Raw genomic sequence first — 23,988 nt, forward strand, 5'->3', positions numbered from 1 at the left:
ACGCTATTTCCTTAACGTGGTGTTCAACCTTTGTTCGAGCGAGGTGAGGATGTTTTGCAGGGTAGTGTTCACCTCATCGTCGTTAAGAGTGCGCGATGGATGCTGCCAGGTCAAGCCGACAGCCAGGCTTTTTCTATCAGGATCAATACCTTTACCCTGGTAGACGTCAAACAGCCTGAGGTCTGTGAGCCATTCGCCCGCATTGTCACGAATTACTTCAAGCACGGAGCTAGAAGCTACATCACGTCCTGCGATCAAAGCCAGGTCACGCCTCACTTCAGGGAACTTGGACAGTTCGCTGAATTTCGGCAGGCGGCCTTCGACCACATCGCCCAGCACCAGCTCGAAGACGAATACCGGGCGCTCCAGGCCCAGAGTCTTGGCCAACTCTGGGTGGATGGCGCCGAGGTAGCCGACTTCCTTGCCGTCGCGCTCGATACGGGCGGTCTGGCCTGGGTGCAGGGCTGGGTGGTTGCCGGCGACGAAGGTGAAGTCACCCAGGGCGCCGGAGTAGCCCAGCAGGGCTTCGACGTCGGCCTTCACATCGAAGAAGTCGATGCTGTCACGGCCGTTGGCCCAGCCTTCCGGCAGGCGGCTGCCGGTGGCGACGCCGGCGATCATCGGCTGCTGCTTGAGGTCGCCCAACTGGCCGACGAAGCGCAGGCCGCTTTCGAACAGGCGTACACGGTCTTGCTGGCGGTTGAGGTTGTGCTGCAGCGCCTTGACCAGGCCCGGCCACAGGGACGCGCGCATGGCGGCCATGTCGCTGGAGATGGGGTTGGCCAGCAGCAGCGGCTCGACGCCAGGGGTGAACAGCTCGAACAGTTTCGGGTCGATGAAGCTGTAGGTGATGGCTTCCTGGTAGCCGCGGGCGACCAGCAGGCGACGCAGGGTCGGCAGCTCGCCACGGGCTTCCGGGCGGGCCTGGGGGGCCAGGCGGGCCTGCGGGTAGCGTACCGGCAGGTTGTTGTAGCCATACAGGCGGGCCAGCTCTTCGATCAGGTCGACTTCGAGGCTGATGTCGAAGCGGTGGCTGGGGACTTCGACGGTCCACTGCGCCGCACCATCAGCCCCCCCACTAGCGCTGGTTTTCAGCTCCAGGGCGTTGAGCAATTGCTCGACCTGGGCGGCGTCCATATCCATGCCGAGCATCTGGTTGATGCGTTCGGCGCGCAGGGTGACCGGCGCGACCTTCGGCAGGTGCTGTTCGCTCACGGCCTCGACGATGGGGCCGGCTTCGCCGCCGACGATCTCCAGTACCAGCGCGGTGGCACGCTCCATGGCTTCACGGGCCAGCTGCGAGTCGACGCCACGCTCGTAGCGGTGCGAGGCATCGGTGTGCAGGCCGTAGGAACGGGCCTTGCCGGCAACGGAAATCGGCTCGAAGAAGGCGCTTTCCAGGAACAGGTCGCGGGTCTTCTCGGTGTTCACGCCGCTGTGCTCGCCACCCATGACGCCGGCGATGGCCAAGGCGCGGGTGTGGTCGGCGATGACCAGGGTGTCGGCACGCAGGGCGACTTCCTGGCCGTCCAGCAGGACGAGCTTCTCGCCCTCCTCGGCCATGCGCACGCGGATGCCGCCGTTGATTTCGGCGAGGTCGAAGGCGTGCATCGGCTGGCCGAGCTCGAGCATCACGTAGTTGGTGATGTCGACGGCGGCGTCGATGCTGCGCACGTCGCTACGGCGCAGGCGTTCGACCATCCACAGCGGGGTCGGCTTGCTCAGGTCGACGTTGCGGATTACGCGGCCCAGGTAGCGCGGGCAGGCAGCCGGAGCCGAGACTTCGACCGGGCGTACTTCGTCGTGGGCCGGGGCGACCGCAGGCACTTCGGGACGGGTGACCGGAACGTCGTACAGGGCGCCGACGTCACGGGCAAGGCCTGCGATGGACAGGCAGTCGCCGCGGTTCGGGGTCAGGCCGATCTCGATGCTGGCGTCGTCCAGGTTCAGGTACACGCGAATGTCTTCGCCGACCGGGGCGTCAGCCGCCAGTTCCAGCAAGCCGTCGTTCTCTTCGCTGATCTGCAGCTCGGCCGCCGAGCACAGCATGCCGAAGGACTCGACGCCGCGCAGCTTGGCCTTCTTGATCTTGAAGTCGCCTGGCAGTTCGGCGCCGATCATGGCGAACGGGATCTTGATGCCGGGGCGTGCGTTGGGGGCGCCGCAGACGACCTGGAAGGTTTCCTGGCCGTTGCTCACCTGGCACACGCGCAGCTTGTCGGCGTCCGGGTGTTGTTCGGTGGTGAGGATCTCGCCCACCACGATGCCGCTGAATTGGCCGGCAGCGGGGGTTACGCTGTCGACTTCGAGGCCGGCCATGGACAGGCGGGCAACCAGTTCGTCACGGGAGACTTGCGGGTTGACCCAACCGCGCAGCCACTGTTCACTGAATTTCATGCTGTTCTCCTAGAAAGTGCGTCGATCGGGCCTAGCGGAATTGGGCGAGGAACCGCAGGTCGTTGTCGAAGAACAGACGCAAATCGTTGACGCCATAGCGCAGCATGGCCAGGCGCTCGGCGCCCATGCCGAAGGCGAAGCCCTGGAATTCTTCAGGGTCGATGCCGGACATGCGCAGCACGTTCGGGTGCACCATGCCGCAGCCCATGACCTCGAGCCAGCCGGTCTGCTTGCACACGCGGCAGCCTTTGCCGGAGCACATCACGCACTCCATGTCGACTTCGGCGGACGGCTCGGTGAAGGGGAAGAACGACGGGCGGAAGCGCACCGCCAGTTCTTTCTCGAAGAATACCCGCAGGAACTCCTCGATAGTGCCCTTGAGGTCGGCGAAGTTGATGCCGCGGTCGACCAGCAGGCCTTCGACCTGGTGGAACATCGGCGAGTGAGTGATATCCGAGTCGCAGCGGTACACACGGCCCGGGCAGACAATGCGGATCGGCGGCTGGCTGGACTCCATGGTCCGCACCTGCACCGGCGAGGTGTGGGTGCGCAGCAGCATGTTGGCATTGAAGTAGAAGGTGTCGTGCATCGCCCGGGCCGGGTGGTGGCCGGGGATGTTGAGCGCTTCGAAGTTGTGGTAGTCGTCTTCGACCTCGGGGCCTTCGGCGATGCCGTAGCCGATATGGGTGAAGAACTGCTCGATGCGCTCGAGGGTACGGGTGATCGGGTGCAGCCCGCCGGTGGTCTGGCCACGGCCTGGCAGGGTCACATCGATGCATTCGGCGGCCAGGCGAGCGTTGAGCTCGGCTTCTTCGAAGGCGGCCTTGCGTGCGTTGAGCACGTCGGTGACGCGTTCCTTGGCGTCGTTGATCAGCGCGCCGACCTTGGGGCGCTCTTCGGCTGGCAGGTTGCCCAGGGTCTTCATCACCTGGGTCAGCTCGCCCTTCTTGCCGAGGAATTGGACCCGGATCTGTTCCAGGGTAGTGATGTCTTCAGCGCGTTCCACGGCCTCGAGGGCTTGGGCAACCAGCGCGTCCAGGTTTTCCATGTACAGACTCCAGATACGAAAATAGGGGAAGAGCTTTTGAAGGCTCTTCCCCTATCGATGACGTTTTACACCCGACGGCGCAGGGCGCCGCCGGATGATTGTCGTGGGTACTTAAGCCAGAACGGCTTTAGCTTTCTCGACAATCGCAGCAAACGCCGCTTTTTCGTTCACTGCCAGGTCGGCCAGAACCTTACGGTCGATTTCGATCGACGCCTTTTTCAGACCAGCAATCAGACGGCTGTAGGACAGGCCGTTGGTGCGGGCACCGGCGTTGATACGAGCGATCCACAGAGCGCGGAACTGACGCTTCTTCTGGCGACGGTCACGGTAGGCGTATTGGCCAGCCTTGATGACCGCTTGCTTGGCAACGCGGAATACGCGCGAACGCGCACCGTAGTAGCCTTTAGCCAGTTTCAGAATTTTCTTGTGACGCTTACGAGCGATGACGCCACGCTTTACACGAGCCATGAGTAACTTCCTCTATCGTTGACCAGAATTAACGTACGCGCAGCATGCGCTCGACTTTTGCCACGTCAGACGGGTGCAGCAGGCTGGCACCGCGCAGTTGACGCTTACGCTTGGTCGACATTTTGGTCAGGATGTGGCTCTTGAAAGCGTGCTTGTGCTTGAAGCCGGAAGCGGTTTTCAGGAAACGCTTCGCAGCACCGCTCTTGGTTTTCATTTTTGGCATGTTGGAACTCCGCATTCGATAAAATTACACATAATCATCAGGCCTGCCGTGCCCGGGAGATTACTTCTTCTTTTTGGGGGCGATGACCATCATAAGCTGGCGTCCTTCCATCTTCGGATGCTGCTCAACGGTGCCGTATTCGGCGAGGTCAGCTTCGACCCGCTTCAACAGCTCCATGCCCAGCTCCTGGTGGGCCATCTCACGGCCGCGGAATCTCAGAGAGATCTTGGCCTTGTCCCCATCGCTAAGGAAACGTACCAGGTTGCGTAGTTTTACCTGGTAATCCCCTTCTTCCGTCCCTGGACGAAACTTGATTTCTTTGATCTGGATCTGCTTCTGGTTCTTCTTGGCCTCGGAAGCCTGCTTCTTCTTCTCGAAGAGGTGCTTGCCGTAGTCCATCACCTTGCAGACAGGCGGTTGCGCGTCTGCAGAGATCTCCACCAGATCCAGCTTCGCTTCATCAGCGATACGCAGCGCTTCATCAATCGAGACGATGCCAATCTGCTCGCCGTCAGCGCCAATTAACCGAACCTCGCGTGCCGAGATATTCTCGTTGATCGGGGCTTTCGGTGCAGTTCGTTTATCGTTTCTCATTTCACGCTTAATAGTCATTACTCCGATTCTAGGCGACCGCGCTGAGCTACGGCTTCAGCGAGCAGTTGAGTGAATTGGGAGACGGGCATGGAGCCCAGGTCTTTGCCATCACGGGTACGTACTGCAACGGTCTGCGTTTCGACTTCGCGGTCCCCTATAACCAGAAGGTATGGGACCTTGAGCAAAGTATGCTCGCGGATTTTAAAGCCGATCTTCTCATTTCTCAAGTCGGACTTGGCACGGAAACCGCTTCCGTTCAGCGTTTTTTCCACCTCAAGGGCGAAATCGGCCTGCTTGTCGGTGATATTCATGATCACCGCCTGGGTTGGCGCCAGCCACGCCGGGAATACACCCGCGTAGTGCTCGATCAGCATGCCGATGAAGCGCTCGAAGGAACCGAGGATAGCACGGTGCAGCATGACCGGGCGCTTGCGGTTGTTGTCTTCGGCAATGTAGCTGGCATCCAGGCGCTCGGGCAGGTTCGGGTCGTACTGCAGGGTACCGCACTGCCAGTTACGGCCCAGGCAGTCACGCAGGGTGAACTCGATCTTCGGGCCGTAGAAGGCACCCTCGCCCGGCTGGTATTCCCATTCCAGGCCCGACTCGTTCAGCGCATCGGCCAGGGCGCCTTCGGCGCGGTCCCACAGCTCTTCGGAACCCACGCGCTTGGCGGGGCGGGTGGAGAGCTTCATGGCGATGTCGGTGAAGCCGAAGTCCTTGTAGACGTCCAGGGTCAGTTTGATGAAGTCGGCGGCTTCCTTCTTCACCTGGTCTTCGGTGCAGAAGATGTGCGCGTCGTCCTGCACGAAGCCACGCACGCGCATGATGCCGTGCAGCGCACCGGACGGCTCGTTGCGGTGGCAGGCACCGAACTCGGCCAGGCGCAGCGGCAGGTCGCGGTAGGACTTGAGGCCTTGGTTGAACACCTGCACGTGGCACGGGCAGTTCATCGGCTTGACCGCGAAATCACGGCTTTCCGACGAGGTGGTGAACATGTTCTCGGCGTAGTTGGACCAGTGGCCGGAGCGCTCCCAGAGAATGCGGTCGACGACCTGCGGGGTCTTGATTTCCTGATAGCCGTTCTCGCGCTGGACCTGGCGCATGTACTGCTCCAGCACCTGGTACACGGTCCAGCCGTTGGCATGCCAGAACACCATGCCCGGGGCTTCTTCCTGCAGGTGGAAGAGGTCGAGCTGCTTGCCGATCTTGCGGTGGTCGCGCTTCTCGGCTTCCTCGATGCGCTGGATGTAGGCCGCCAGCTGCTTCTTGTCGGCCCAGGCAGTGCCGTACACACGCTGCAGCTGCTCGTTCTTGGCGTCGCCGCGCCAGTAGGCGCCGGACAGCTTGGTCAGCTTGAAGGCCTTGAGGAAGCGGGTGTTCGGCACGTGCGGGCCGCGGCACATGTCGACGTACTCTTCGTGGTAGTACAGGCCCATGGCCTGCTCGTCGGGCATGTCCTCGACCAGGCGCAGCTTGTAGTCTTCGCCGCGGCTCTTGAACACATCGATGACTTCGGCGCGCGGGGTCATCTTCTTGACGACGTCGTAGTCCTTGTCGATCAGCTGCTGCATGCGCTGTTCGATGGCGGCCATGTCTTCAGGGGTGAAGGGGCGCTCGTAGGCAATGTCGTAGTAGAAGCCTTCGTCGATCACCGGGCCGATCACCATCTTGGCGGTCGGGTACAGCTGCTTCACCGCGTGGCCGACCAAGTGGGCGCACGAGTGGCGGATGATCTCCAGTCCCTCTTCATCTTTAGGGGTGATGATCTGCAGGGTGGCGTCGTTCTCGATCAGGTCGCAGGCATCGACCAGCTTGCCGTCGACCTTGCCGGCCAGGGTGGCCTTGGCCAGGCCTGCGCCAATGGAGGCGGCGACTTCGGCAACGGTGACGGCCTTGTCGAACGAACGTTGACTGCCATCGGGAAGAGTAATTACGGGCATGGCGCCTCCTCTCCTAGTGGTGACCCCTACCAAAGGTCACATGGGTTGGGATGAGCCAGTACAAGATCCGCCCTGCCTTTCCCGTGGGAAAGCCTGCCTCACAGTGGCAGAGACCTTTCGGCCTGCCAGGGACGAACCAGAGTGACTGGAAAATGATAAATGGGATGCAGGCCGCGTGAGGACGCGCTGCAAGCCGAGCATCCTAGCACGCGGCTTGGGCGCCAGGCAGAAATATTTGGAAATTACACCGCTTCGGTGAACTTGTTCGGAAAATTCCACCTCAGAGTCTCTGAAGCATCCTACTCTTGATGAGACTCAACCCAAGGAGTGTGTGGTTATGCGACTTCAGTCTCTTCTGGCCCTGACGGCTGCCAGCGCCCTGCTGCTGCCGGTGGCGGCCCAGGCAGAATGGCCTGCCGGCAAGAAAGGCGCCTACATGGACCAGTGTGTCCAGGTGGCCACCGCGCAAGGCGTCGATGCCAAGACGGCCGACCAGCATTGCAAATGTGGCGCCGACGCCATCGAGAAAAACTTCACCAAGGCGGAAATCGAAGACCTCGACAGCAAGGACGGCGTCGATGCCAAGCTGATGCAGCGGGCCCAGAGCGCCGTGAAGCAGGCCTGCGCCCCCAAAAGCTGAGGCCTTTTGGCGGTCGATCTACGCATTGTTTGCCGTAGATCAGTATCCTGCGAAGGTAACAGGCGCTAGATGCGCAGAATTAGACTATGATGTCGCCGGTGCTGCGTAGCCTCGGCGACATTGCACCCTCGATAAAAATCATGTTTCTGGAGATTCACCCCATGTCCAATCGCCAAAACGGCACCGTCAAATGGTTCAATGATGAAAAAGGCTACGGCTTCATCACCCCAGCAGGCGGCGGCGACGACCTGTTCGTACACTTCAAGGCCATCGAAACCGACGGCTTCAAGAGCCTGAAAGAAGGCCAGACCGTTTCCTTCGTTGCCGAGCGCGGTCAGAAGGGCATGCAGGCTGCGCAGGTTCGTCCGGAGTAATTCGGATACGAATACAAAAAACCCGCCTTCGTGGCGGGTTTTTTGTGGGCGTCGGTATTACTCAATCGCCGGCAAGCCGGCTCCCACAGGGGCGCGCCGGCTTAAGGGGGGGCGCCGTGCTTAGCCGCAGTTGACGCGGGTGACGACGCCTTTGTCGTCGACGTTCAGGTTCAGCCGCTCGGAGCGGTACTCCAGGGTGATGACGTCGTGGGGCTTGAGGATGCGCGCCAGCTGCGAGCCGCTGGCCTTGCGGGCCTGCTCGAGCAATTCAGGGGTGGCCTGCTTGCCGATGGTGAAGTCGGCCGCGCTGGCTTCGCAGCGCCCGCCGTTGTCGGCCGGGGTGGCTGGGTCCGAAGAACCGCCTGTGCTGCAACCTGCCAGGACTGCAGCCGCCAGCAAGGTCGCCAGGTAGGCACGGGTACGGAACATGAATCCTCCTAATCGATCACGGGAACTGCCTAATGCGACAGCTCCATTCAACATTTGTTGCAAAACCGGACAAGTCTGCCTGAAGCGAGCCCCTCAGGCCAAAAGCCAATCGTGACCGGATTTTGCGACGGATGCCCGGTGCGCCACTGTGCGGCCAGGGCAAAGGCATGATTTACTGCTGCAAGCGGAGCGCACCACGCCTCCCTTCGAATGCCAAGGTCAGGTGTTCGACCCACAGCCCGGGCCCGCCACGAGAGCCTTCCATGAGCAGCCACAGCATCGATGCCGACATCAAGGTCAAATGGGCCGAGGGCCAGAGCGCCTACAGCCCCGGCACCCCCGAGGAATTGCTACTGATCGCCATCGACCTGCTGGTGCGCGACCGCGGCAGCGAGGCGGCGCGTAGCTTCATCGAACAGGTATTCGAGCGCTACGCACCGCACGCGGCTATCGCAATCGAGCCAGGCGCGCGCTGAGCAGGTCGAAGAAGCCCTGGGCGTCGCCTTCGTTCAACCACAAGACGTTGGCAGGCTGCTTGAGCACGCCATACCAGTCCACCACGGTCTGGCCGAAGGTCGGCCCTTCGCGACTGTCGATCACCATGTGCGCACGGCGGCCGCTGAACAACTCGGGCTCGAGCAGGTAGGCGATTACGCTGGCGTCGTGCACCGGGCCACCGGGCATGCCGTACAGGTCCATGTCGTGCTTGACGTAGACGTTGAGGATATCCACCACGCGCCGGCTGGCTTGGTTGTTGACCGCGGCCAGCTGCTTGAAACGGGCCTCGCTGGTGATCACCTTATGGGTGAGATCCAGGGGCACGTAGGTGAGCTTTACGCCGCTGGCCAGTACTACCTCGGCGGCATGGGGGTCGGCGTAGAGGTTGAATTCGGCCACAGAGGTGATGTTGCCGCCATTGAAGTGGGCACCGCCCATCACCACCACTTCCTTGATGCCCTTGGCGATCTCAGGCTTCTGGATCAACGCCAGGGCCAGGTTGGTCTGCGGGCCGAGCATGGCGAGGGTGATGCTGTGGGGCTCGGCGCTGGACAAGGTATCGACCAGGTACTGCACGGCGTTGCCCTGGGCCAGGCCTTGGCGAGGTTCGTGCACCTCGACGCCTTCCAGGCCTTCTTCGCCGTGCACGTCGGCGGCGTAGATCGGCTTGCGTACCAGCGGGCGCCCTGCCCCGGCGTATACCGGGATGTCCTCGCGGCCCGCCCATTCGCGGGCCAGGCGGGCATTGCGCGAGGTCTTGGCCAGGCGCACGTTGCCGGCGACGGTGGTGATGGCGCGGATGTTGAGCTCTTGCGGGGATGCCATGGCCAGGAACAGGGCCACCACGTCGTCGGCGCCGGGGTCGGTGTCGATGATCAGGTCGCGTGGAGCGGCCTGGAGGGTGGTAGCGGCCAGGATGGACATGAGGATGGCTCCTTGTAGCAGGTGCTTTAGCATGAGGCACTCCTTGTTGCCTTGGATGAGAGGTTTGGGGCCGCGTTGCAGCCCATCGCGGGGCAGGCCCGCTCCTACAGGGCCCCGCCTAGGCTCTGCCTGAAAAGCCTTGATACTTGGTCAGGCTGCGTTGAAAACAGCCTCGGAATGCTCATTTACAACCCGTAAACCCCGCTTCCTCGGCTGTTTTCGCCTTGCCTGACCGGCGTCTCAAGACTTTTCAGACAGAGCCTAGAAGGTAACGCCGGCCACCAGGGCGATATTGCTGTAGGGCTTGCACTCCCCGGTGCGCACCACGGCCTTGGCCTGCCGGCAAAGATCCTTGAACGCCAGGTGCGGCAACAGTGCCTGCGAGCCCAGTAACCCGGAGCACTGTTGCACCATCACCAGCGCAGGCGGTGCGACGTCTAGCATCTCTTCGGCCAGCACATGCCGCTCCACCTGCATTTCCCCCAATACTGCTCGCAACACATTGGCGAAATCCGGCACACCTGGCACCACTGCCAGGTCGATCAACTCGACCCCAGGCGGCACCGGCAGCCCGGCATCGCCGATCACCACGATATCGCCATGACCGAGCCCGGCGATCACCCGCGAAAGCGCGATGTTCAGCACCCCGGTCTTCTTCATGGCACCAGCTCCGCCAGGTAGGGAATCGAAGGCTGGGCACCGGCGCGGGTCACCGACAACGCAGCGGCGCGCTGACCGAAGGCGATGGCTTCGCCCTCCTCCAGGCCGCGCACCAGGGCTGCGACGAACCCACCAATAAAGGTGTCGCCCGCCGCCGTGGTGTCCAGCGGCTGCACCACTGGCGCGGGGAAGTGGCGGCTGCCCGCAGGCGTGACGAACAAGGCACCCTGCGCGCCCAGGGTGACGATCACCCTGCCCGCCCCGAGGGCTAGCAGCCGCTCACCGGCACTGCGGGCGCTGTCGAGATCGGTGACCGGCAGCCCGGTCAGGGCCTGGGCTTCGCTTTCGTTGGGGGTGAGGTAGTCGATATGGGCGAACCAGTCCGCCGGCAACGGGCCAGTGGCCGGCGCCGGGTTGAGGATCACCGTCTTGCCCAGCTCGCGCCCGCGGGCCAGGGTCCAGGCCACCGTGGCCATGGGTACTTCCAGCTGGCAGATGATCACCTCGGCCGCCTGCAGCAGCGCGTCGAAACGCTGCACGCTCTCTGGTGCCAGCCGCCCGTTGCTCCCGGCAATGATGACGATGGCGTTCTGGCTCGCGGCATCCACGGTGATCAGCGCCACGCCGCTGGAAACACCTTCGCACACGCCGACCGCCTGGCAGTCGATGCCTTCGTGCTCCAGGGCCTGACGCAGTTGCTCGCCGTAGGCATCATCGCCGACGTTGCCGACCATCGCCACGCTCGCCCCCAGGCGCGCCACGGCCACCGCCTGGTTGGCACCCTTGCCGCCAGGCACGGTGAAGAAGCTGTCGCCGGCCAGGGTCTCACCGGCCCGGGGCAGGCGCTGGGCGCGGGCCACCAGGTCCATGTTGAGGCTGCCGACCACCACGACCTTGGCGCTCATGGCACCTCCTTAACGGTAATCATTGAACAGGTCCGGGCGCGGACCGGTGGACTCGCGCAGCACGATACGCGGGGCGACGATGCGCTGCTCGGCGTCGCCGCTGCGAGGCACAGCGATGCGCGACAGCAGCAACTGTGCGGCGCTCTCGCCCAGCTCGCGGATCGACTGGCCGACGGTGGTCAATGGCGGGTAGACGTAGCGGCTGAGTTCGATGTCGTCGAAGCCGACCACCGACAGCTCGCCGGGCACGCTGATGTTGCGCTCGGCGGCGGCGCGCAGTACGCCGAAGCCGATCATGTCGTTGCCGGCGAAGATTGCCGTCGGGCGCGCGCCATCGAGCAAGTGCCCGGCTGCGGCATGGCCGCCGGGGCTGCTGAAGTCGCAATGCAGTACGCGGCCTTGCGGCACTTGCAGCCCCTGCTCGGCCATGGCACGACGAAAGCCCGCCAGGCGCAGCTGGCTGGCACCGGTGTCCGCCGGGCCGCCGATGCAGGCGATGTCGCGATGGCCCAGGTCCAGCAGATGGCGGGTGGCGAGGTAGCCGCCCTGCTCGTGGTCGATGCGCACCAGGTCGGCATCCACGCCTTCCAGGGCGCGATCGACGATGACCATGGGCGTGCGCACGCCCGCCAGGCTTTCGAGCAGGTCGCGGTCCTCGCCCACCGAGGCGACGATCAGGCCGTCGATGCGTTTTTCCAGCAGTACGCGCAGGTAACTGCGCTGCTTTTGCGGGTTATCGTCGGAGTTGCAGAGGATCACGCAGTAGCCGTTGCGCTCGCAGCCGTCCTCGATGCCCCGGGCCAGCTCAGCAAAGTACGGGTTGACGCTGTTGGGCACCAACAGGCCGATGGTGGCGGTGCTACGCGCCTTGAGCGAGCGAGCCACGGCGCTGGGCACGTAGTCGAGCTCGGCGATAGCCGCCTCGACCTTCAGGCGCACGTGCTCGCTGACCGGGCGGGTCTTGTTCAGTACATGGGACACGGTGGTATAGGAGATACCCGCCAGTGCCGCGACGTCTTTGATGGTTGCCATGGTTTCAGTTCCGCCGGCCCGCGCGCCGGCTACGGTAGGTGTCGAGCACCACGGCGATGACGATGACCGCCCCGGTGATGATGCGTTTGGTCGGCTCCGACGCACCGATCTGCGCCAGCCCCGCGGCCAGCACGGAGATGATCAGTACGCCAAAGAAGGTGCTGATGACCGAGCCGCGCCCGCCCATCAGGCTGGTACCGCCGATCACCACGGCTGCGATCACCTGCAGCTCGAGACCGGCACCGGCGTTGGGGTCGGCGGCCTCCAGGCGAGAGATCTGGAACAGTGCGGCCAGGCCCGCGAGCAGGCCCATCAAGGCGAACACCAGCACCTTGTACGGGCGTGGATCGATGCCGGCCAGGCGCACGGCCTCCTCGTTGGTGCCGATGCCGATCAGGTAGCGGCCGAACACGGTGCGCGTCAGCACCAGCTGAGCGAGGACGATCACCAGCAGGGCGATGATGAAGGCCGGCGAGATACCGAAGGCGATTGGGTTGGAGAACCAGGCGAAGGCATCGCCGATGTAGGCGGTGCGCGAGTCGGTGAACTGGTAGGCCAGGCCCCGAGCCATTTCCAGCACGCCCAGGGAGACGATGAACGAAGGAATGCGCCAGGCCACAGTGATGCCGCCAGTGATGCTGCCGGCCAGCGCCGCCACGGCCATGCCCAGCAGCGCAGCGGGCAGCGGGCTCCAGCCCCAGCCAAGGATCGCTACGCTGACCGCCGAGGCCGCCAGGGCCAACACCGAGCCGACCGACAGGTCGATGCCGCCGATGATCAGCACGAAGGTCATGCCCACGGCCAGCACCATCAGGTCGGGGATCTGGTTGGCCAGGGTGCTGAAGGTGGCGTAGGACAGGAAGTGGCTGCTCAGGAACGAGAACAGCACGATCATCGCCAACAAGGCACCGGCCAGGCCCAGGTAGGTGCCCAGGCCAAAATAGGTGCCGCTGCGGCGCACAGGCGTATTGCCCGGGGTATCGAGGGGTGTGGTTTTCATGGGGCCATCCTGGGCGCTGCCTCGTGCAGCAACGCGTCACGTTTCTGGTAGCCGGCGAAGGCCGCGGCGAGCAATTGGTCTTGGCTCCAGCGCTCGCGATCGAAGGTGTCGACCAGGCGGCCGGCGGACAGCACGGCGATGCGGTCGCAGATCAGCATCAGCTCGCGCAGGTCGCTGGAAACCACCACCAAGGCCTTGCCCTGGCGCGCCAGCTCCGCCAGCAGGCCATAGATGTCGAACTTGGCGCCCACGTCGATGCCGCGGGTGGGCTCGTCGAACAACAGCACCTGGCAGTCGCGCTCCAGCCAACGGCCGATCACCACCTTCTGCTGGTTGCCGCCGGACAGCTCACCCACCGCCTGCGCGGGGCTCGCGCTGCGGATGCGCATGGCGTTGATCTGCCGCTCGGCCAGGGCGCGCTCGGCGTCGGTGTCGAGAATGCCGGCGCGGGACACGGCGCCCAGGTTGCCCAGGGCGATGTTGGCGCTGATCGACTGGCTCAGCAGCAGGCCTTCGCCCTTACGGTCTTCGGTGATCAGGGCAATGCCGGCGCCCACGGCAGCCTTCGGGGAGTCCACCTGCACGCGCCGCAACGGCTGGCCAAGCTCGATATGGCCGCTGTCGGCGCGGTCGGCACCGTAAATCAGCCGCAGCAGTTCGGTGCGCCCGGCACCGATCAGCCCGGAGATGCCGAAGATCTCCCCTGCCCTGACTTGGAACGACACGTCACGCACCTTGTCACCACGGCTCAGGCCCTGGACCTTGAGCAGCGTCTGGCCGATCTGCCGGCGCCCTAGGTCGATGTGCTCGCCCAGTTCGCGCCCGACCATCAGGTTGACCAGCTCGACCGCGGTGTAGCGCTGGATCGGCTCGACGCACACCAGCTTGCCATCGCGCAGCACGGCAATGCGCTGGGCCACGCGCTGCAGCTCCTCCAGGCGATGGGAGATGTACACGATGGCCACGCCGCGCTGGCGCAGGCGCTCGATCTGGGTGAACAGCAGCTCCACCTCGCGAGCGGTGAGCATGGCCGTGGGTTCGTCGAAGATCAGTACACGGCAGTCGCCGATCAGGTTGCGGGCGATCTCGACCATCTGCTGGTGGCCGATGCCCAATTCGCCGACCGGCGTGTCCGGGTCGATGGCATCGAGCCCGACCTGGGCCATAGCCGCCGTGGCCAGCTGGCGCAGGCGCCTGCGGCTGATCCAACCGAAGCGGCTGGGCAGGTTGTCGAGGAACAGATTCTCGGCCACGGTCAGGGTCGGCAGCAGGTTCAGCTCCTGCATGACCATGCGCACCCCCAGGCGCTCGGCCTCGCTGCGGCTGGCGGGGGCATAAGGCTGGCCACGGTAGTGCATGTGCCCGACCGTCGGGGTTTCCAGGCCGCTGATGAGCTTGGACAAGGTACTTTTGCCGGCGCCGTTCTCGCCGGTCAACGCCAGCACTTCGCCCGCGCGCAGCTCCAGGGTCACCTCGCCGAGCACCGGCTGGGTGTAGGTCTTGCCCAGGCCGCTGACGGCGAGGGTGGCTTGATTGGCCGAGGCTGACATGGCCGACGCTCCTGCCCGGTTCAGGGTTGGGTGACCAGTTCGACCGGCGTCTGGATGACGTTGTCGGCATCTACCGCCGGCTTCTCGCCCTTGAGCATCTGCAGAGCCGCCTGGATGCCGAACACGGCCTGGTCGGCGCCATGCTGCTCGAGGGTGGCGAGCACGCGGCCATCCTTGAGCATAGGCTTGATGGCGCGGATGTTGTCGTAGCCCACCACCTGCACCTGGCCGGTCTTGCCGGCGGCGCGCACGGCCGAGACGGCGCCCAGGGCCATGCTGTCGTTACCGGCCAGCAGCGCCTTGAGATCGGGGTATTCGTTGAGCATGGCCGCGGCCACGGCATTGCCTTTGTCGATCTCCCAATTGCCCGACTGCACCGAGACCACCTTCATCTGCGCAGCGTCCATGGCATCCTTGAAGCCGGCGGTGCGCTGCTGGGCGTTGGTGGTGGTGGGCACGCCTTCGATGATGCCGACCTGATCGCCCGCCTTGAGCTTTTGCTGGGCCAGGTAGTCACCGACCAGGCGAGCGCCCTTGCGGTTGTCGGGGCCGACGAAGGGCACGCTGATGCCCTTGCTCTCGAGCACGTCCGGGTCCAGGCGGTTATCGATGTTGACCACGGTGATGCCGGCGTCCATGGCCTTCTTCACCACCGGCACCAAGGCCTTGGAATCGGCCGGGGCGATGACCAGGGCGTTGACGCCGGAGACGATCATCTGCTCGACGATGCGGATCTGGTTACCGGTGTCGGACTCGTCCTTGATGCCATTGGCCACCAGGTCGAAATCGTTGGGGTGTTGCTGCTGGTAGGCCTTGGCGCCGTCTTCCATGGTCCTGAAGAACTCGTTGGCCAGGGACTTCATCACCAAAGCGACCTTCGGCTTGTCTTCGGCATGGGCGGCGGACAAGGGCAGCGCGAGGGAAAGCGTGGAGAGCACAGCCAGGGCCAGGACGCGGCCGGGGAATGGCAGTTTCATGGAGTTGACTCCGAATCTTGTGGTTTTTATCGGATCGCAAACGTTTGCGTTGAATCACTATGGAAACAAGACCTGCTTTTGTCAAACCCACTATGCGGTTCGGCCTGGGCCACGTACGTCGGGATTATCCGGAATATTTCCGAAAAACCGAACACCTTTTCCTACGCTTGTTCGGTATTCCGAATGGAATGCACCTCCCTGTAGGGGCGGCCTTGTGCCGCGATGGCTGCGCCGCAGCCCCACAAGCCGTGTCGAACGCAGGCCCTGGAGTCACTGTACAACCCATTGCGCCACAAGGCCCCGCCTGCACATCAAGCTGGTACGAAACATGCCTGACAACCTGTGCGATACAGCGACCATCTCACTAGGAAGAGAGAGAACAATAACGATGAATGCTGCACTTAAAACCTTCGCCCCCAGCGCACTCGCCCTGCTGCTGATCCTGCCTTCCACCGCGTCTGCCAAGGAAGCCGAAACCCAGCAGAAGCTGGCCAACGTGGTCATCCTCGCCACCGGCGGCACCATTGCCGGCGCCGGCGCCAGCGCTGCCAACAGCGCCACCTATCAGGCCGCCAAGCTGGGCGTCGACAAGCTGATCGCCGGCGTGCCGGAGCTGGCCGACCTGGCCAACGTACGCGGCGAGCAGGTGATGCAGATCGCCTCCGAGAGCATCTCCAACGACGACCTGCTCAAGCTGGGCAAGCGCGTTGCGGAATTGGCCGATAGCAAGGACGTCGATGGCATCGTGATCACCCACGGTACCGACACCCTGGAAGAGACCGCCTACTTCCTCAACCTGGTGGAGAAGACCGACAAGCCGATCGTGGTGGTCGGCTCCATGCGCCCGGGCACTGCCATGTCCGCCGACGGCATGCTCAACCTATACAACGCCGTGGCCGTGGCCAGCGACAAGCAGTCCCGCGGCAAGGGCGTGCTGGTGACCATGAATGACGAGATCCAGTCCGGCCGTGACGTGAGCAAGTCGGTCAACATCAAGACCGAAGCTTTCAAGAGCGCCTGGGGCCCGATGGGCATGGTGGTGGAAGGCAAATCGTACTGGTTCCGCCTGCCGGCCAAGCGCCACACCGTCAACTCCGAGTTCGACATCAAGCAGATCAGCAGCTTGCCGCAGGTGGACATCGCCTATGGCTACGGCAACGTGACCGACACGGCCTACAAGGCGCTGGCGCAGAACGGTGCCAAGGCGCTGATCCATGCCGGTACCGGCAATGGCTCGGTTTCCTCGCGCGTGGTGCCGGCCTTGCAGGAGCTGCGCAAGAACGGCGTGCAGATCATTCGTTCCTCCCACGTGAACCAGGGCGGTTTCGTACTGCGCAATGCCGAGCAGCCTGACGACAAGAACGACTGGGTCGTGGCCCATGACCTGAACCCGCAGAAGGCGCGCATCCTGGCCATGGTCGCGATGACCAAGACCCAGGACAGCAAGGAACTGCAGCGGATCTTCTGGGAATACTGATCCTCGCAAGGCCTGGCCGGTGTGCATGGCATGCCGGCCCATCGCGGGACAAGCCCACTCTCATAACAACTCATAACTATTTGATTTTGCAGGACTTGCTGGAGCGGGCTTGTCCCGCGATTGGGCCGGGCCGATATCACCGTCGCCTGGCAAGGGCTTCGCCCTTGATCGCGGGCAAGCCCGCACACAGGGGGCGGCGCTAGCCGCTTGTTCTCTGCGCGACAGCGCAGCCCGAAGGGCTGGGTAAATCTCCCACGGGCGTAGCGTCACGCTTCTTGTGGGAACCAACCGATCTACCACGGTCATATAGGCTTTTCACCTTACACGCTGTTGCGAAAATGCCTACAGTGAAATACTGTATGCGCATACAGCAAAACAAGGAAAAGCCCCGTGGCCAGTACCTCCGCAGTAACCCTCAGCAGCTATGAACAACTGGGTATCCGTATCCAGAAGATCATCAACAGCCCCATCGCCCAGCGCAGCCGCGCCGCCTTGATCTTCCGCCTGGAGCACGAGTCCCCCGACGATTGGGAAACCTTGCTCGAGGAGATCGCCGAGAACGACAACGTCACCCTCGCCCACCGCGACGACGGCGGCGTGCAGATCTTCTGGACCGTGCCCAAGGAAGACTGACCCCGCATGAGAGTTTCGCTTTTCGCTGTCGCTTGCCTACTGTTCACCGCCATCACCGCCCACGCCGATGCCCCGCGCACCTTCCAGGAAGCCAAGAAGGTCGCGTGGCGGCTGTACGCGCCGCAGTCCACGGAGTTCTATTGCGGCTGCAAGTACAAGGGCAACAAGGTCGACCTGGCCTCCTGCGGCTACACCCCACGCAAGAATGCCCAGCGCGCCTCGCGCATCGAGTGGGAGCACATCGTGCCGGCCTGGCACATCGGCCACCAGCGCCAATGCTGGCAGAACGGCGGGCGCAAGAACTGCTCGCGCCATGACGAGGTGTACAAGCGCGCCGAGGCCGACCTGCACAACCTGGTGCCGAGCATCGGCGAGGTCAATGGCGATCGCAGCAACTACAGCTTCAGCTGGCTGCCCCAGCAGCACGGCCAATACGGCAGTTGCCTGACCCAGGTGGACTTCAAGGCCAAGAAGGTGATGCCGCGCCCGTCGATTCGCGGGATGATCGCGCGCACCTACTTCTACATGAGCAAGACTTACAACCTGCGCCTGTCCAAGCAGGACCGGCAGCTGTTCAACGCCTGGAACAAGACCTACCCGCCACAGCCCTGGGAACTGCAACGCAACCAGCGGGTGGCCTGCGTGATGGGCCACGGCAACGAGTTCGTCGGGCCGGTGAACCTCAACGCCTGCGGTTGAGCCTCAGGCCAGCGTCTGCAGGTAGGCGCTGGCCTGCTGGTAGCGGCTTAGCCGGGCCAGGTCGGCCGGGCCCGGACATGGGATGCGCGACAGGTCGCTGTTGTCGGCAAGGTCGGCCAGCTTGACCTGCCGCGCCAGCGGGTCGACGCCCAGGCGCATGACGAAAGCCTCGTAGCTTTCCCCGTCGCGCCGGCTCAGGGCCAGCACGGCGGCGAGGATCTTCAGGGGGAACCCTTCGCGGGCAAGGTCCGAGAGGGTCACAGGGGTGTCTTCGAGTACGTCGTGCAGCACCGCGACGATCCGCTGTTCCGGTGTGGTGACACGCGCCATCACCCGCAACGGGTGGAGGATATAGGCCACCCCCCCCTTATCGAACTGCCCTTCGTGGGCCTTGGTCGCCACGGCAATGGCCCGTTCCAGCGTAGACATGAGCCCCTCCCCCTCTGCAGCCTGTCTTGCCTACAAGCATAGCTGCACAATCCTGCCTATCCTTGTGCACGCCTCTGCGAGAAATATCCCGCCCCTCGGGCAAATGCCGGTCAGTCAAGCTATTTGAGACATGTCATTGGGGCTGCTATGCAGCCCATCGCGGCACAAGGCCGCTCCTACAGAAATCACGCAAAAATGGCGGTTTTCCCGTAGGAGCGGCCTTGTGCCGCGATGGGGCGCGTAGCGGCCCCAACTGTTTAACTAACCGGCATTACCCCTCGGGCTACCCTGCCGTCGCGGCTGCGGCGCACCCTCCGTTCATCAGCGCTTGGCACCATGCTGGATGACGATCGAGTCGGTGCCCAGCCGCGCCATGACGTCCGCCTTGCGTGCCTCGGCCTCGGCCTTGGTGGGGAACGGCCCCATCAGCACCACCGGCTTGCCGTCACGGTACTCCACCGACGACGGGATACCCTTCTCGATCAGGCGTGCGGTCATGTCGCTCAGCGCCCCCATGTTGGCGCCTTGGATCACCTCCACGTCCCAGCCTTCCGGGGCCGGCTGGTCGGCCAATGCATCGGCGCGACGCTGCAGGTCGGCGCCGCCACATACCTCGCGGATACGCAGGTTATTGCCGGTTTCGTCGACGATGATTTCGTACTGGCCGTCGTGCTTGATCGCGACATAGCTGCGGTAGGCCTCGTATTGCCCGGCGTCGTCCTTGCCACGGACCTGGCCGCAGATGGAGCCTTGGGTGTCGATCCGTACGTTGGTGAACTTGGCCGTCTTGGGGTTTTGCAGGTATTCGGCGACCTGCTTGTGTACACCCTCGACCTCGTTCTCACAGCCGGCCAGGGCCAGCACTGCCATTACCACCGCCAGTTTGCGCACGCGTCTATCTCCTGATTCGAAGGGGCCGATTCTAGCATGACCACCGTCCCCAACCAGGGTGTCGGTGTCGCAGGGCGCACGGGGGGATTCGAATTCCAACTGCGGGCAATGCCGATAATTAATTTCTGACGACGGCGTTCTTTCCCTAGTATGTGCCAGCGCTTCATCGCCCTGAGCTGCCCATGAGTTTCGCCTTGTTCTCCTTCAAACAGACCGCCCTGTCGCCGCCCGGTACAGGGGTACCCAAACCACAACGGCTGGTCGCCGTCATCGCGATCATGCTCAACATCGCCATGGCCAATCTGGAAACGGCGATCGCCAACACCGCCCTGCCGACCATCGCCGCCGACCTGGGCACGACCGATGCGCAGTCGATCTGGGTGGTGAGCATCTATCACCTGGCCATGATCGCGGCCCTGCTGCCCCTGGCCTCGTTGGGCGACATCATCGGCTACCGGCGCATTTCCATGGCCGGGCTGGTGCTGTTCATCCTGGCCTCGCTGCTCTGTGGCCTGGCGCCTTCGTTCGAGTGGCTGCTGGTCGGCCGCCTGGTGCAAGGCCTGAGCGCCGCCGGGATCCTCGGCGTCGGCGTGGCGATGACACGTTTCGTGTTCCCCAACCACATGCTCGGCCGCGGCATGGGCGTCAACGCTCTGGTGGTGGGGGCATCCCTGGCGGCCGGGCCGAGCGTGGCGTCACTGATTCTCAGCGTGGCCAGCTGGCACTGGTTGTTCTTGATCAATGTGCCCCTGGGGCTGGTCGGGGTGTTTCTCGGCCTGCGCTCCCTGCCGCCCACGCCCACCAGCGGGCGATCGTTCGACTGGATAGCTGCCGGGCTGTGCGGGCTGTCTCTCGCTGCCCTGGTATATGCCATCAATGGCTTGGCCCAGGGCGTGTCGTGGAACATGGCGCTGGGCTGTGCGGTAGTGGCCGGGATCGGCCTGTATCTACTGTTCAGGCGCCAATCCGGCAACCCTGCGCCTTTGCTGGCGCTGGACCTGCTGCGCCAGCCGCGCTATGCACTGTCGGCAGCCAGTGCCGGCGCGTCGCTCACGGCCCAAAGCCTGGCGTTCGTCGCCCTGCCCTTTTTGCTGCAGCACCGGCTCGGGTTTTCTCAGGTCGAGACCGGCTTTCTGATCACCCCGTGGCCCGCCATGGCCGCGCTCATGGCGCCCATCGCCGGACGCCTGTCAGACCGCTACGCGACCGGCAGCCTGACTGCGTTGGGCATGGCGATCCTGGGTCTCGGCCTGGTGCTACTGTGCACCTTGCCACCTGAGGCCGAGCGCTGGGACATCGCCCTGCGCATGGCCGTGTGCGGTGCGGGGTTCGGCCTTTTCCAATCGCCCAACATGCGCGACATGATCGCCTCGATCCCGGCCGCGCGCAGCGGCGGCGCGGGCGGCCTGTCGAGTACGATACGCATGCTCGGGCAAGTATTGGGAGCCGCGTTGGTGGCGGGTTTCTTCCAGGTGTATTCAGCCCGAGGCGCCTCCATGGCCCTCTGGACCGGTGTGGCATTCGCCGCCCTGGCCTGCATGGCGAGCCTATGGAAGCTTGCAGGTTCTTGTGAGGGATCACCCAGTGCTGTCGCAAAGAGAGTAAGCGGCTAGCGCTGATCCCCTGTGGAGGCGGCGCAGCGGCAGCGCTGCCAGAAGGCTGAGTGAGTCAGTTACCCGCCAACGCCCGGGTGATGGTCTCCACGTTCAGGCGATACATCCCCAGATAGCTGCTGGCAGGCCCTTCGGCTGCAAGCGCATCGGAGTGCAGCGTGCCGCCGATCCCCGCGCCCGTCTCGTCGGCGATCTGCTGCAACAGACGTGGGTCTTTGATGTTCTCGACGAAAACCGCCTTGATGCCCTCTTTGCGAATCAGCGTGATCAAGTCGGCGACTTCCCGTGCCGAAGCCTCACGCTCGGTGGACAGCCCCTGCGGCGCGACGAAGGTGATGCCATAGGCTTGCCCGAGGTAGCCGAACGCATCGTGGGAGGTGACGATCTTGCGGTTGCCGGGCGGCAGTGCCGCGAAGCGCTGGCCCACTTCGAGCAGCAGCGCATCGATCTGCTTCGTATAGGCCGCCAGGTTCGCGCGGTAGTCCTGCGCATGGCCAGGGTCTACCTGCTCCAGCGCCTTGGCGATGTTGCTGGCGTAGAGCTTGGCATTGGCCAGGCTGTTCCAGGCATGGGGGTCGGCCACCGCATGGCCGTCTTCTTCCAGGGTACGTGGGATGACCCCTTGGCTGGCGCGGATCACCTTGGCCCGGGTGTCGCTGCTGCTGACCAGGCGCTCCAACCACGGCTCGAAATGTAGGCCGTTCTCGATGACCAGGTCGGCAGTTGCGACATGTCTGGCATCGTCGGGAGTCGTTTCGTACACATGCGCATCACTGTCGGGGCCCACGAGGTTGGTGATCAGGACATGCCCTGCTCCCACATGCTGTGTGATGTCGGCAAGGATGCTGAAACTGGTGACGACCTTGACCCGCTCCTCGGCAGACAACACCGGCGAAAGCAGCAGGATGATCAGAAAGAGCGATAGGCGCATACAGGTTCCTCAATGAACGACCGGTGAATAATGGCGACGCAACAGGCCATGCACCGGCCCGCACATCACCGACAACAGGTACGCGCCCCCAGCCATGACCACGATTGCCGGGCCACTGGGCAGCGAAACGTAGAAGGAAAGCAACAGCCCCAGCCACACCGAGGCCGTGCCGATCACCGCCGCGATGGCGATCAACCGAGGCAGGCTCTGGCTCCAGAAGCGTGCGGCGATGGCCGGCAGCATCATCAGGCCCACCACCATCAATGCCCCAATGGCCTGGAAACCGACCACCAGGTTGAGCACCACCAACCCCAGAAACAGCCCATGGGCCAGGGCGCCATGACGGCTGACAGTGCGCAGGAACACCGGGTCGAGGCTATCGAGCAGCAACGGTCGGTAGATCACGGCGAACAGCACGAGGCTGCCGGCCGCCACGCTGTACATGACCTGCAAGGTCGCTTCGTTGACGGCCAGTGCCGAGCCGAACAGCAACCCGAGCAAGTCCAGACGCTTGCCGGCCAAGCCCAGCAGAAGCACGCCCGAAGCCAGAGAGATCGGGTAGACCGCTGCCAGGCTGGCGTCCTCGCGCAGGCCCGTGTGCCGGCTGACCAAAGCCGAAAAGCCCGCCACCGCCAGACCGGCCAGGAGCCCGCCGAGGGTCATCGTCAGCACCGACAAACCGGCCAGCCAGAAGCCCAGCGCCGCGCCCGGCAGGATGCCGTGGGAAATCGCATCGCCAATCAGGCTCATGCGCCGCACCACCAGGAAAACCCCGAGCGGCGCGACGCTCACCGCCAGTGTCAGGCCACCGAGCAATGCGCGGCGCATGAAGGCGAATTCGGCGAAGGGCTGCCACAGTAGATCGATCATTCAACCCACCTGGGCCAGGCCGGGCTGGGCAATCAGCGCACGGCTCGGCCCATGCCGGCAGCCTTGCCGGTCGATCACCAGGCAGTGCTCCACCGACGCCCGCACCCGAGCCAGGTCGTGGCTGACGACGACAAGCGTGCAACCGGCCTTGTGCCAGGCCTCGATGTGCCGCCAGAGCAAGGCCTGGCCGTTGTCGTCGAGCGCCGCATCGGGCTCGTCGAGCAGCACCAGGGAAGGATTGGTCAGGCTCAGCCTGGCCAGCAAGGCACGTTGCAGCTCGCCACCGGAAAGCGCCTGCAAAGGCCGGGACTGAAGCTGGCCGAGGTCCCACGCCTCCAGCACTTGCTCGAGCTGGCGCCTGCGCTGCGACCGGGTGATGCGTTGCCCCCAGAAACCGCCGCTGACCAGCCCGGCCAGGTCGATGGGAAACTGCCGATCGATAGCCGATTGCTGGACGAGGTAGCCGATCCCCCCATCGCCTGCAAGGGAGACGTGTATGCGGCCGGACAATGGCACCTGCAGCCCCGCGATCACTTTCAACAGGCTGCTTTTGCCACTACCGTTCGCGCCCACTACGGCCGTGAGGCTGCCGGCGGGCAGCTTCAGATTGAGTCGCGGGGTCAGCGGCCGGTTGGCGGCGCCCCATTGCAGGTCTTGGCACAGGATCACAGATGAAGTCCCGAGAAAGAACAAGGAATAGCCACGACGGCATGGCCGCCGACAACAATATGTTATGTTATAACACTATTCAATGAGATTTCTTTCACGGTTTGGTCTTGAGGCTGG

Annotated in this window: 26 protein-coding genes; 7 read left to right on the forward strand and 19 right to left on the reverse strand. The window is 63.8% G+C overall.

The window, feature by feature from the left end; genetic code table 11:
• Window positions 1–3: 3 nt before the first annotated feature.
• The 6 genes from pheT to thrS all read right to left on the reverse strand — a co-directional run bounded on the left by pheT (window position 4) and on the right by thrS (window position 6,670).
• Complete coding sequence (gene pheT / locus ACNFG0_RS14280; RefSeq protein ID WP_196166214.1) at window positions 4–2,397, reverse strand: phenylalanine--tRNA ligase subunit beta; 2,394 nt, start codon at window positions 2,395–2,397, stop codon at window positions 4–6.
• A gap of 31 nt (window positions 2,398–2,428) precedes the next feature.
• Window positions 2,429–3,445, reverse strand: coding sequence for a phenylalanine--tRNA ligase subunit alpha (gene pheS, locus ACNFG0_RS14285; RefSeq protein WP_196143437.1), 1,017 nt, complete (start codon window positions 3,443–3,445; stop codon window positions 2,429–2,431).
• A gap of 111 nt (window positions 3,446–3,556) precedes the next feature.
• A complete protein-coding gene (rplT, locus tag ACNFG0_RS14290) occupies window positions 3,557–3,913 on the reverse strand; it encodes a 50S ribosomal protein L20 (RefSeq protein ID WP_003250671.1) in 357 nt (118 codons plus the stop codon).
• Window positions 3,914–3,941: 28 nt separating this feature from the next.
• Window positions 3,942–4,136 carry a 50S ribosomal protein L35 gene (gene rpmI, locus ACNFG0_RS14295; RefSeq protein WP_003250667.1) on the reverse strand — a complete coding sequence of 65 codons (195 nt, stop codon included), beginning with the start codon at window positions 4,134–4,136 and terminating at the stop codon, window positions 3,942–3,944.
• A 60-nt stretch (window positions 4,137–4,196) separates the two neighbouring features.
• Entirely contained in the window at window positions 4,197–4,748 is a 552-nt protein-coding gene (gene infC / locus ACNFG0_RS14300) for a translation initiation factor IF-3 (RefSeq protein ID WP_172402975.1), read from the reverse strand.
• A complete protein-coding gene (thrS, locus tag ACNFG0_RS14305; RefSeq protein WP_196143436.1) occupies window positions 4,748–6,670 on the reverse strand; it encodes a threonine--tRNA ligase in 1,923 nt (640 codons plus the stop codon). Before thrS ends, infC begins: the two co-directional genes overlap by 1 nt.
• Before the next feature lie 337 nt (window positions 6,671–7,007).
• Between thrS and ACNFG0_RS14310 the strand changes: the two genes are divergently transcribed.
• Both ACNFG0_RS14310 and ACNFG0_RS14315 read left to right on the forward strand, forming a co-directional pair.
• Window positions 7,008–7,310 carry a hypothetical protein gene (locus ACNFG0_RS14310; protein ID WP_196143435.1) on the forward strand — a complete coding sequence of 101 codons (303 nt, stop codon included), beginning with the start codon at window positions 7,008–7,010 and terminating at the stop codon, window positions 7,308–7,310.
• Between the two features lie 161 nt (window positions 7,311–7,471).
• Window positions 7,472–7,684 (forward strand): cold-shock protein, encoded by a 213-nt coding sequence (locus ACNFG0_RS14315; protein ID WP_023379795.1) that lies wholly within the window; start codon window positions 7,472–7,474, stop codon window positions 7,682–7,684.
• 120 nt (window positions 7,685–7,804) lie between these two features.
• On the opposite strand, the gene ACNFG0_RS14320 is transcribed toward ACNFG0_RS14315, so the two are convergent.
• Window positions 7,805–8,113 carry an I78 family peptidase inhibitor gene (locus ACNFG0_RS14320; RefSeq protein WP_196143434.1) on the reverse strand — a complete coding sequence of 103 codons (309 nt, stop codon included), beginning with the start codon at window positions 8,111–8,113 and terminating at the stop codon, window positions 7,805–7,807.
• A gap of 263 nt (window positions 8,114–8,376) precedes the next feature.
• Here ACNFG0_RS14320 and ACNFG0_RS14325 point away from each other — a divergent pair, with 263 nt between their 5' ends.
• Window positions 8,377–8,589: a hypothetical protein gene (locus ACNFG0_RS14325; protein ID WP_084855592.1), complete on the forward strand. Its 213-nt coding sequence runs from the start codon at window positions 8,377–8,379 to the stop codon at window positions 8,587–8,589.
• On the opposite strand, the gene ACNFG0_RS14330 is transcribed toward ACNFG0_RS14325, so the two are convergent.
• From ACNFG0_RS14330 to ACNFG0_RS14360, 7 genes are all read right to left on the reverse strand, one after another.
• On the reverse strand, window positions 8,561–9,568 hold the full coding sequence (locus tag ACNFG0_RS14330) for a nucleoside hydrolase (protein ID WP_416765313.1): 1,008 nt from the start codon (window positions 9,566–9,568) through the stop codon (window positions 8,561–8,563). The genes ACNFG0_RS14325 and ACNFG0_RS14330 overlap by 29 nt on opposite strands.
• A gap of 228 nt (window positions 9,569–9,796) precedes the next feature.
• The gene (rbsD, locus tag ACNFG0_RS14335) at window positions 9,797–10,195 is read right to left on the reverse strand and encodes a D-ribose pyranase (protein WP_196143432.1); all 399 of its coding nucleotides are present in this window, start codon (window positions 10,193–10,195) and stop codon (window positions 9,797–9,799) included.
• Window positions 10,192–11,100, reverse strand: a complete 909-nt coding sequence (gene rbsK, locus ACNFG0_RS14340) for a ribokinase (RefSeq protein ID WP_416765314.1) — start codon at window positions 11,098–11,100, stop codon at window positions 10,192–10,194. Before rbsK ends, rbsD begins: the two co-directional genes overlap by 4 nt.
• Before the next feature lie 9 nt (window positions 11,101–11,109).
• Window positions 11,110–12,132 (reverse strand): LacI family DNA-binding transcriptional regulator, encoded by a 1,023-nt coding sequence (locus tag ACNFG0_RS14345; RefSeq protein WP_196143430.1) that lies wholly within the window; start codon window positions 12,130–12,132, stop codon window positions 11,110–11,112.
• A gap of 4 nt (window positions 12,133–12,136) precedes the next feature.
• The gene (locus ACNFG0_RS14350; RefSeq protein WP_196143429.1) at window positions 12,137–13,132 is read right to left on the reverse strand and encodes an ABC transporter permease; all 996 of its coding nucleotides are present in this window, start codon (window positions 13,130–13,132) and stop codon (window positions 12,137–12,139) included.
• Window positions 13,129–14,682 (reverse strand): sugar ABC transporter ATP-binding protein, encoded by a 1,554-nt coding sequence (locus tag ACNFG0_RS14355; protein WP_416765317.1) that lies wholly within the window; start codon window positions 14,680–14,682, stop codon window positions 13,129–13,131. The genes ACNFG0_RS14350 and ACNFG0_RS14355 overlap by 4 nt, the downstream gene beginning before the upstream one ends.
• Window positions 14,683–14,702: 20 nt before the next feature.
• Window positions 14,703–15,659: a sugar ABC transporter substrate-binding protein gene (locus tag ACNFG0_RS14360; RefSeq protein ID WP_196143427.1), complete on the reverse strand. Its 957-nt coding sequence runs from the start codon at window positions 15,657–15,659 to the stop codon at window positions 14,703–14,705.
• 388 nt (window positions 15,660–16,047) lie between these two features.
• Between ACNFG0_RS14360 and ACNFG0_RS14365 the strand changes: the two genes are divergently transcribed.
• From ACNFG0_RS14365 to ACNFG0_RS14375, 3 genes are all read left to right on the forward strand, one after another.
• Window positions 16,048–17,136 carry an asparaginase gene (locus tag ACNFG0_RS14365; protein ID WP_416765319.1) on the forward strand — a complete coding sequence of 363 codons (1,089 nt, stop codon included), beginning with the start codon at window positions 16,048–16,050 and terminating at the stop codon, window positions 17,134–17,136.
• 390 nt (window positions 17,137–17,526) lie between these two features.
• Complete coding sequence (locus tag ACNFG0_RS14370) at window positions 17,527–17,769, forward strand: DUF1654 domain-containing protein (protein ID WP_416765321.1); 243 nt, start codon at window positions 17,527–17,529, stop codon at window positions 17,767–17,769.
• 6 nt (window positions 17,770–17,775) lie between these two features.
• Window positions 17,776–18,468, forward strand: coding sequence for an endonuclease (locus ACNFG0_RS14375; protein WP_416765322.1), 693 nt, complete (start codon window positions 17,776–17,778; stop codon window positions 18,466–18,468).
• 3 nt (window positions 18,469–18,471) lie between these two features.
• Here ACNFG0_RS14375 and ACNFG0_RS14380 read toward each other — a convergent pair whose 3' ends face one another.
• Both ACNFG0_RS14380 and ACNFG0_RS14385 read right to left on the reverse strand, forming a co-directional pair.
• The gene (locus ACNFG0_RS14380; RefSeq protein WP_196143423.1) at window positions 18,472–18,897 is read right to left on the reverse strand and encodes a GTP pyrophosphokinase; all 426 of its coding nucleotides are present in this window, start codon (window positions 18,895–18,897) and stop codon (window positions 18,472–18,474) included.
• A 321-nt stretch (window positions 18,898–19,218) separates the two neighbouring features.
• Window positions 19,219–19,788, reverse strand: coding sequence for an SPOR domain-containing protein (locus ACNFG0_RS14385; protein ID WP_416765323.1), 570 nt, complete (start codon window positions 19,786–19,788; stop codon window positions 19,219–19,221).
• A gap of 182 nt (window positions 19,789–19,970) precedes the next feature.
• On the opposite strand from ACNFG0_RS14385, the gene ACNFG0_RS14390 reads away from it, so the two are divergent.
• On the forward strand, window positions 19,971–21,401 hold the full coding sequence (locus ACNFG0_RS14390; RefSeq protein ID WP_416765325.1) for an MFS transporter: 1,431 nt from the start codon (window positions 19,971–19,973) through the stop codon (window positions 21,399–21,401).
• Window positions 21,402–21,456: 55 nt separating this feature from the next.
• Here ACNFG0_RS14390 and ACNFG0_RS14395 read toward each other — a convergent pair whose 3' ends face one another.
• The 3 genes from ACNFG0_RS14395 to ACNFG0_RS14405 are packed head-to-tail and all read right to left on the reverse strand — an operon-like array spanning window position 21,457 to window position 23,871.
• Window positions 21,457–22,332 carry a metal ABC transporter substrate-binding protein gene (locus ACNFG0_RS14395; protein ID WP_416765327.1) on the reverse strand — a complete coding sequence of 292 codons (876 nt, stop codon included), beginning with the start codon at window positions 22,330–22,332 and terminating at the stop codon, window positions 21,457–21,459.
• Window positions 22,333–22,341: 9 nt separating this feature from the next.
• On the reverse strand, window positions 22,342–23,202 hold the full coding sequence (locus ACNFG0_RS14400) for a metal ABC transporter permease (protein WP_416765329.1): 861 nt from the start codon (window positions 23,200–23,202) through the stop codon (window positions 22,342–22,344).
• The gene (locus ACNFG0_RS14405) at window positions 23,203–23,871 is read right to left on the reverse strand and encodes a metal ABC transporter ATP-binding protein (RefSeq protein ID WP_196143418.1); all 669 of its coding nucleotides are present in this window, start codon (window positions 23,869–23,871) and stop codon (window positions 23,203–23,205) included.
• Window positions 23,872–23,988: the final 117 nt, after the last annotated feature.

Origin of the sequence: Pseudomonas sp. NY15372 (genome assembly GCF_048068215.1) — a bacterium.
GTDB classification, from domain to species: domain Bacteria; phylum Pseudomonadota; class Gammaproteobacteria; order Pseudomonadales; family Pseudomonadaceae; genus Aquipseudomonas; species Aquipseudomonas guariconensis_A.

Coding starts and splice junctions, on each gene's coding strand:
- infC (WP_172402975.1), bottom strand. CDS start 4,748: ATGACTATTAAGCGTGAAATGAGAAACGATAAACGAACTGCACCGAAA.
- ACNFG0_RS14390 (WP_416765325.1), top strand. CDS start 19,971: ATGAGTTTCGCCTTGTTCTCCTTCAAACAGACCGCCCTGTCGCCGCCC.
- ACNFG0_RS14315 (WP_023379795.1), top strand. CDS start 7,472: ATGTCCAATCGCCAAAACGGCACCGTCAAATGGTTCAATGATGAAAAA.
- ACNFG0_RS14330 (WP_416765313.1), bottom strand. CDS start 9,568: ATGCTAAAGCACCTGCTACAAGGAGCCATCCTCATGTCCATCCTGGCC.
- ACNFG0_RS14365 (WP_416765319.1), top strand. CDS start 16,048: ATGAATGCTGCACTTAAAACCTTCGCCCCCAGCGCACTCGCCCTGCTG.
- pheS (WP_196143437.1), bottom strand. CDS start 3,445: ATGGAAAACCTGGACGCGCTGGTTGCCCAAGCCCTCGAGGCCGTGGAA.
- ACNFG0_RS14320 (WP_196143434.1), bottom strand. CDS start 8,113: ATGTTCCGTACCCGTGCCTACCTGGCGACCTTGCTGGCGGCTGCAGTC.
- ACNFG0_RS14380 (WP_196143423.1), bottom strand. CDS start 18,897: ATGTCTACGCTGGAACGGGCCATTGCCGTGGCGACCAAGGCCCACGAA.
- ACNFG0_RS14325 (WP_084855592.1), top strand. CDS start 8,377: ATGAGCAGCCACAGCATCGATGCCGACATCAAGGTCAAATGGGCCGAG.
- thrS (WP_196143436.1), bottom strand. CDS start 6,670: ATGCCCGTAATTACTCTTCCCGATGGCAGTCAACGTTCGTTCGACAAG.
- ACNFG0_RS14395 (WP_416765327.1), bottom strand. CDS start 22,332: ATGCGCCTATCGCTCTTTCTGATCATCCTGCTGCTTTCGCCGGTGTTG.
- ACNFG0_RS14355 (WP_416765317.1), bottom strand. CDS start 14,682: ATGTCAGCCTCGGCCAATCAAGCCACCCTCGCCGTCAGCGGCCTGGGC.
- ACNFG0_RS14310 (WP_196143435.1), top strand. CDS start 7,008: ATGCGACTTCAGTCTCTTCTGGCCCTGACGGCTGCCAGCGCCCTGCTG.
- pheT (WP_196166214.1), bottom strand. CDS start 2,397: ATGAAATTCAGTGAACAGTGGCTGCGCGGTTGGGTCAACCCGCAAGTC.
- ACNFG0_RS14375 (WP_416765322.1), top strand. CDS start 17,776: ATGAGAGTTTCGCTTTTCGCTGTCGCTTGCCTACTGTTCACCGCCATC.
- rplT (WP_003250671.1), bottom strand. CDS start 3,913: ATGGCTCGTGTAAAGCGTGGCGTCATCGCTCGTAAGCGTCACAAGAAA.
- ACNFG0_RS14400 (WP_416765329.1), bottom strand. CDS start 23,202: ATGATCGATCTACTGTGGCAGCCCTTCGCCGAATTCGCCTTCATGCGC.
- ACNFG0_RS14350 (WP_196143429.1), bottom strand. CDS start 13,132: ATGAAAACCACACCCCTCGATACCCCGGGCAATACGCCTGTGCGCCGC.
- rbsD (WP_196143432.1), bottom strand. CDS start 10,195: ATGAAGAAGACCGGGGTGCTGAACATCGCGCTTTCGCGGGTGATCGCC.
- ACNFG0_RS14360 (WP_196143427.1), bottom strand. CDS start 15,659: ATGAAACTGCCATTCCCCGGCCGCGTCCTGGCCCTGGCTGTGCTCTCC.
- rpmI (WP_003250667.1), bottom strand. CDS start 4,136: ATGCCAAAAATGAAAACCAAGAGCGGTGCTGCGAAGCGTTTCCTGAAA.
- ACNFG0_RS14345 (WP_196143430.1), bottom strand. CDS start 12,132: ATGGCAACCATCAAAGACGTCGCGGCACTGGCGGGTATCTCCTATACC.
- rbsK (WP_416765314.1), bottom strand. CDS start 11,100: ATGAGCGCCAAGGTCGTGGTGGTCGGCAGCCTCAACATGGACCTGGTG.